We start from the raw sequence: 5,348 nt of genomic DNA, 5'->3' as shown, positions 1-5,348 counted from the left end.
CAATCTGCCGATGCGTCAGTGCTGATGTACATGAGTTTTTTCAGCAAGGAATTGAGCAACCCGCAGATTACCGATTACCTGTCGCGGGTGATCCAGCCGAAACTGGCGACCTTGCCCGGCATGGCCGAAGCCGAGATCCTCGGCAACCAGGTCTTTGCCATGCGCCTGTGGCTGGACCCGGTGAAGCTCTCTGGTTTCGGCCTCAGTGCCAGCGATGTGACCAACGCGGTGCGCCAGTACAACTTCCTCTCGGCCGCCGGTGAGGTGAAAGGCGAATACGTTGTCACCAGCATCAACGCCAATACCGAACTCAAGTCCGCCGAAGCCTTCGGGGCGATTGCGCTCAAGGTCGATGGCGACAGCCGCGTGCTGCTGCGCGATGTGGCGCGTGTGGAAATGGGCGCGGAAAACTACGACACCATCAGCTCGTTCGGTGGCACCCCTTCGGTGTACATCGGCATCAAGGCGACGCCCGGCGCCAACCCGCTGGAAGTGATCAAGGAAGTGCGCAAGATCCTTCCGGAACTTGAAGCCCAGCTACCGCCGAACCTCAAGGCTGAGATCGCCTACGACGCCACCCTGTTCATCCAGGCCTCGATCGATGAAGTGGTGAAAACCCTGTTCGAAGCGGTGCTGATCGTGATCGTGGTKGTGTTCCTGTTCCTCGGCGCCCTGCGTTCGGTGGTGATCCCGGTGGTGACCATCCCGCTGTCGATGATCGGCGTCATGTTCTTCATGCAGATGATGGGGTACTCCATCAACCTGCTTACCCTGCTGGCGATGGTATTGGCCATCGGTTTGGTGGTGGATGACGCCATCGTGGTGGTGGAAAACATTCACCGCCACATCGAGGAAGGCAAGACACCGCTCGACGCCGCCATTGAAGGTGCCCGGGAAATCGCCATGCCGGTGGTCTCGATGACCATCACCCTGGCCGCGGTGTATGCACCGATCGGCTTCCTGACCGGCCTGACCGGGGCACTGTTCAAGGAGTTCGCCCTGACTCTGGCCGGCGCGGTGGTGATTTCCGGCATTGTTGCCCTGACCCTGTCGCCGATGATGTGTGCGTTCCTTCTGCGTCACGATGAGAACCCCAGTGGCCTGGCCCATCGCCTGGACATGATTTTCGAAAACCTCAAGCGCCGCTACCAGAGCATGCTTCACGGCACTCTCAACACCCGGCCGGTGGTGCTGGTGTTCGCCGTGATCGTACTGTGCCTGATTCCGGTCTTTCTCAAATTCACCAAATCGGAACTGGCGCCGGATGAGGACCAGGGCATCATTTTCATGATAGCCAACGCCCCGCAACCGACCAACCTCAACTACCTGAACATCTACACCGATGAGTTCGTCTCGATCTTCAAGGCGTTTCCCGAGTACTACTCGTCATTCCAGATCAACGGTTTCAACGGCGTGCAGTCGGGCATCGGCGGTTTCCTGCTCAAGCCGTGGAACGAGCGCAGTCGCACGCAAATGGCGATCCTGCCCGAGGTGCAGGCCAAACTGGAAAAGATCCCGGGGTTGCAGATTTTCGGCTTCAACCTGCCATCACTGCCGGGCACCGGCGAAGGCGTGCCGTTCCAGTTCGTCATCAACTCCGCCAACGATTACGAATTGCTGCTGCAGGTGGCCGACCGGGTAAAAAAACGTGCAAAGGAATCCGGCAAGTTTGCGTTTGTCCACGTTGACCTGGCCTTCGACAAGCCGGAAGTGGTGGTCGATATCGACCGCGCCAAGGCCGCGCAGATGGGGGTTTCCATGCAGGATCTGGGGGGAACCCTGGCGACCATGCTGGGTGAAGCCGAGATCAACCGTTTCACTGTTGAAGGTCGCAGCTACAAAGTCATTGCCCAGGTCGAGCAGCCGTTCCGCGACAACCCGGACTGGCTGAACAATTACTACGTGAAAAACACCAAAGGCGAACTGTTGGCGTTATCGACCCTGATCACCGTCACCGACCGTGCCCGACCACGACAACTGAACCAGTTCCAGCAACTCAACTCGGCCATCCTGTCCGGAGTACCGCTGGTGAGCATGGGGGAAGCCATCGACCTGGTGCGCCAGATCGCCCGGGAAGAGGCACCCGCCGGCTTTGCCTTCGACTACGCCGGCGCATCGAGGCAGTACGTTCAGGAAGGCAGTGCCCTATGGGTCACCTTTGCCCTGGCACTGGCGATCATTTTCCTGGTGCTGGCGGCCCAGTTCGAAAGCTTCCGCGACCCGCTGGTGATCCTGGTCACCGTGCCCCTGTCTATCTGCGGAGCATTGATTCCGCTGTTCCTGGGTTGGTCGAGCATGAACATCTACACCCAGGTCGGGCTGGTGACGTTGATCGGGCTGATCAGCAAGCACGGCATTCTGATCGTCCAGTTCGCCAACCAGCTACGCAAGGACAAGGGCCTGACGGCACGGGAAGCAGTAGAGGAAGCGGCGGCCATCCGGCTGCGTCCGGTCTTGATGACCACCGCGGCGATGGTGTTCGGCATGGTRCCATTGATCATCGCCACCGGTGCCGGCGCGGTCAGCCGGTTCGATATCGGCACGGTCATCGCGACGGGYATGTCGATCGGCACGCTGTTCACCCTGTTTGTGTTGCCCTGCATCTACACGTTGCTGGCCAAGCCCGATCAACCCTGACACAGATGTATCTATGGGAGAGGAACCTGTGGGAGCAAGCTTGCTCGCGATGAGGGCGTGTCAACCACCATAGATATCGACTGATACGCCGCCATCGTCGGAACGCCGCCCGGAGCAAGCTCGCTCCCACAGGGTTTTGTGTGATACCTGGCTGCTTTCTTCAGGTAAAAAAAAGGCCTCGCATCAGCGAGGCCTTTCATTTGGGCTTCAATCGGTTCAATTTTGCGACCTCAATCCCTGAGAAAGTCCGAACATGAACAACAACAGATCATGATCGGGTCGAGTGGCCACGGATGCCTTCGCAACCCGTGGCAATGGACAATGTTCTTCCGCGCTTATCGAGCTGAGAACCTGGGGGCGTGGTTGCTCCCAGGTTGCCATCGCGATCGATGCAACTGCCAAGGCTCCTACCAGAAACAAACCTCGTGCAATTTCGAGTTTCATCGCTATAAACCCTTGATAGCGCTGCCAAACGCCGTCTCATAAAAATAGATGAACTTTTGCCAGTCTGCCGCGCTGAACGACGAGTGGCGACGCAACTGCTTCAAGTCATGGACAGCTGCGCGATAGGCGGTCAAACGCCGTCGGCACTTCTCCAGATCGATCAGGGCAACTTCGACCTTGGCCGACTCGCCCTCACCCGTCACGCGAACGAATACGTGCTTGTCGTAAAGGCAACCGTGCTGCCAGCGGCCCTTGTGCATGCGAGCCAGGTTTTCAGCCAGGTCCTTGAGCACCCGGTCGTTTATGGCTTCACCATGACGTTCGCGACCGCCACCGGCATACCAGCGATCGATTTCCTCGTAGCCGTCCAGCGACTTGGTGACCAGCAAGGCACGCCACTTGTGCACAGGATCGCGCTGTGCGCCGCAGAAAACGATTTGCGGAACCCGTACGCCAAGCTCGGTCACACCGATGAGCGCAGCATGCTCGCGCATTACCGTAGGCCGCCCGAAAGGGTGCTGCAAGCTACGATGGATATGCCCGGTCTGACGCTTGACGTAGAGCAGTTGACCATCGCTGCCCATCACCCGTTGAACGCCGCTTTCCCCGCCGCGACGGACGTTGGGTTCTTCCACCCATTCACCGCGCTGATTCCAAAAGTAATCGAAGCGGTCCTGGGGAGCGACTTCCGTTTCTGCTGCACACTGCACTGCCATCCTGTTACCTCTTGCGTAATACGTAAACTCGCCACATCGCATAGAGCGGCAAAAAGTCCAGTTGTTCCTGGATGAGGAAACCCGCCTGCTCAATTTCCTTTTCTACGGTAGCGGCCGGTAACACAAACCGGTTTTGGTAACCTTCCTGCCCACGGGTTTTCTCCGAGCGCTTGCGTTTCCATGCCTCGAAGTTGCCATCGACCCACAGCGAAAGGATCACACTGTCACGGGAAACTCGCTCGAATTCGCGCAAAATGGCCATGCGATGYTCGGCTTCACCGATGTGGTGGAACAAGCGCATGCAAAAAATGCTGTCGACGGAGTTGTCCGGCAAAGCAATGTCGAATGCAGACGTGTGCAAGGGTTGTACCCGTTTTACCACGTCGGCAGGTTGCGCCCGGGCTGCGATCTTCAGCATGGACTGCGAGTTATCGGCGCCGATGATCACGCGGTTGGATTTTTTTGCCAGCAAGGGCCAGAAACGCCCTGCACCGCACGGCAAATCGAGGATCAAACCAGGCTCGCCAACCAGAGCCAACGCCTTGCGCGCCAGTTGTTCGTCACGCCAATGGGACAATCGACGGCCGAGACCCTCCTGATGTTTGCGCAAATAGCGTTGTGCGTGCTGATCGTCGTACTTTTCGGAAAAATCGAGTTTGATCGGACCGCCCATCATCAGGTCTCCTGAACTTCTGATAGCAACTACCTTGGGCTTTGGGGTGTCGGCGACAGGTGATCCACTTGTGAAAAATTTGTCACGGGAAACCCCGAAATATTACAGGGTTTTACAGAATAGGTAGCGTTTGCTGAACACCCGACTCAACTGATCAAATTCAGGACAACTCCACCTGAAAACGGCAGCCACTAGGTTCCATGGTTGTCAGGCTGACGCTCCAGCCCTGGTTTTCACAGATCCGCTGCACCAGTGAAAGCCCCAGGCCCAGGCCTTCCCCGCGCTTTTCGTCGCCCCGAACGAAGGGTTCGAACATCGCCTCGCGTTTTTCCTCGGGAATGCCCACGCCACTGTCTTCGACCACAAAGCCCGTACCCGTCAGGGTCAGGCGGATGAAGCCCTGTTCGGTGTAATGCAAGGCATTGCGCAGCAAGTTACCCATCACCGCGTGCAGGAATGTCGCGTTGTAGCCCTTGGCCTTGGGGTTCCCCGGTTCGAAGATCAACTTCAATCCTTTTTCTTCTATGGGCTCGCGCCACAGACCGAGCAGGCCCTCGGCCACCTGGCTAAGGGACTGTTGCGGCGACATGCTGGCGTCTTCGCGTTGAGCACGGGCCAGCATCAGGAAGGTTTGCACCAGCTCACGCATTTCTTCGCACGCCCGGGCAATGCGCTCGACCTGGGCGCGGCCGCGCTGATCGATRCCGGGGTTTTCCAGCAACAACTCGCAGGAACTGGCCAATATCATCAGGGGCGTACGCAATTCGTGGCTGACGTCGCTGGTGAACAACCGCTCGCGGGTCAAGGCCTGACGCAAGCGCCCGAGGGTGGCGTCGAAGGCCACGGCCAGTTCGCCCACTTCGTCGGCAGCATAGTCC

5 protein-coding genes are annotated in these 5,348 nt (G+C 58.3%); 1 reads left to right on the top strand and 4 read right to left on the bottom strand.

Features of this window, described 5'->3' with window-relative positions:
* Positions 1–2,637 (top strand): multidrug efflux RND transporter permease subunit (locus ACXRVY_RS16095; RefSeq protein ID WP_458237745.1); only part of this gene is annotated, 2,637 nt, incomplete at its 5' end.
* Positions 2,638–2,853: 216 nt separating this feature from the next.
* Here the strand turns inward: ACXRVY_RS16095 and ACXRVY_RS16090 are convergent.
* From ACXRVY_RS16090 to ACXRVY_RS16075, 4 genes are all read right to left on the bottom strand, one after another.
* On the bottom strand, positions 2,854–3,081 hold the full coding sequence (locus tag ACXRVY_RS16090; protein WP_223459984.1) for a hypothetical protein: 228 nt from the start codon (positions 3,079–3,081) through the stop codon (positions 2,854–2,856).
* Positions 3,082–3,083: 2 nt separating this feature from the next.
* On the bottom strand, positions 3,084–3,797 hold the full coding sequence (locus tag ACXRVY_RS16085; RefSeq protein ID WP_223459982.1) for a lipopolysaccharide kinase InaA family protein: 714 nt from the start codon (positions 3,795–3,797) through the stop codon (positions 3,084–3,086).
* A gap of 4 nt (positions 3,798–3,801) precedes the next feature.
* Positions 3,802–4,470: a class I SAM-dependent methyltransferase gene (locus ACXRVY_RS16080; protein ID WP_223460067.1), complete on the bottom strand. Its 669-nt coding sequence runs from the start codon at positions 4,468–4,470 to the stop codon at positions 3,802–3,804.
* Between the two features lie 160 nt (positions 4,471–4,630).
* Positions 4,631–5,348, bottom strand: a 718-nt coding sequence (locus ACXRVY_RS16075; protein ID WP_458237744.1) for a sensor histidine kinase, incomplete at its 5' end; no start/stop codon positions are given.

The sequence above is a fragment of the Pseudomonas sp. P5_A2_2 genome, from assembly GCF_054177685.1.
The sequence above is the reverse complement of the archived record's forward strand: the minus strand, read 5'-3'. Positions and strand labels throughout refer to the sequence as shown.

Excerpts from the sequence above, each read along its gene's own strand:
- ACXRVY_RS16090 (WP_223459984.1), bottom strand. The coding sequence starts at position 3,081 with ATGAAACTCGAAATTGCACGAGGTTTGTTTCTGGTAGGAGCCTTGGCA.
- ACXRVY_RS16085 (WP_223459982.1), bottom strand. The coding sequence starts at position 3,797 with ATGGCAGTGCAGTGTGCAGCAGAAACGGAAGTCGCTCCCCAGGACCGC.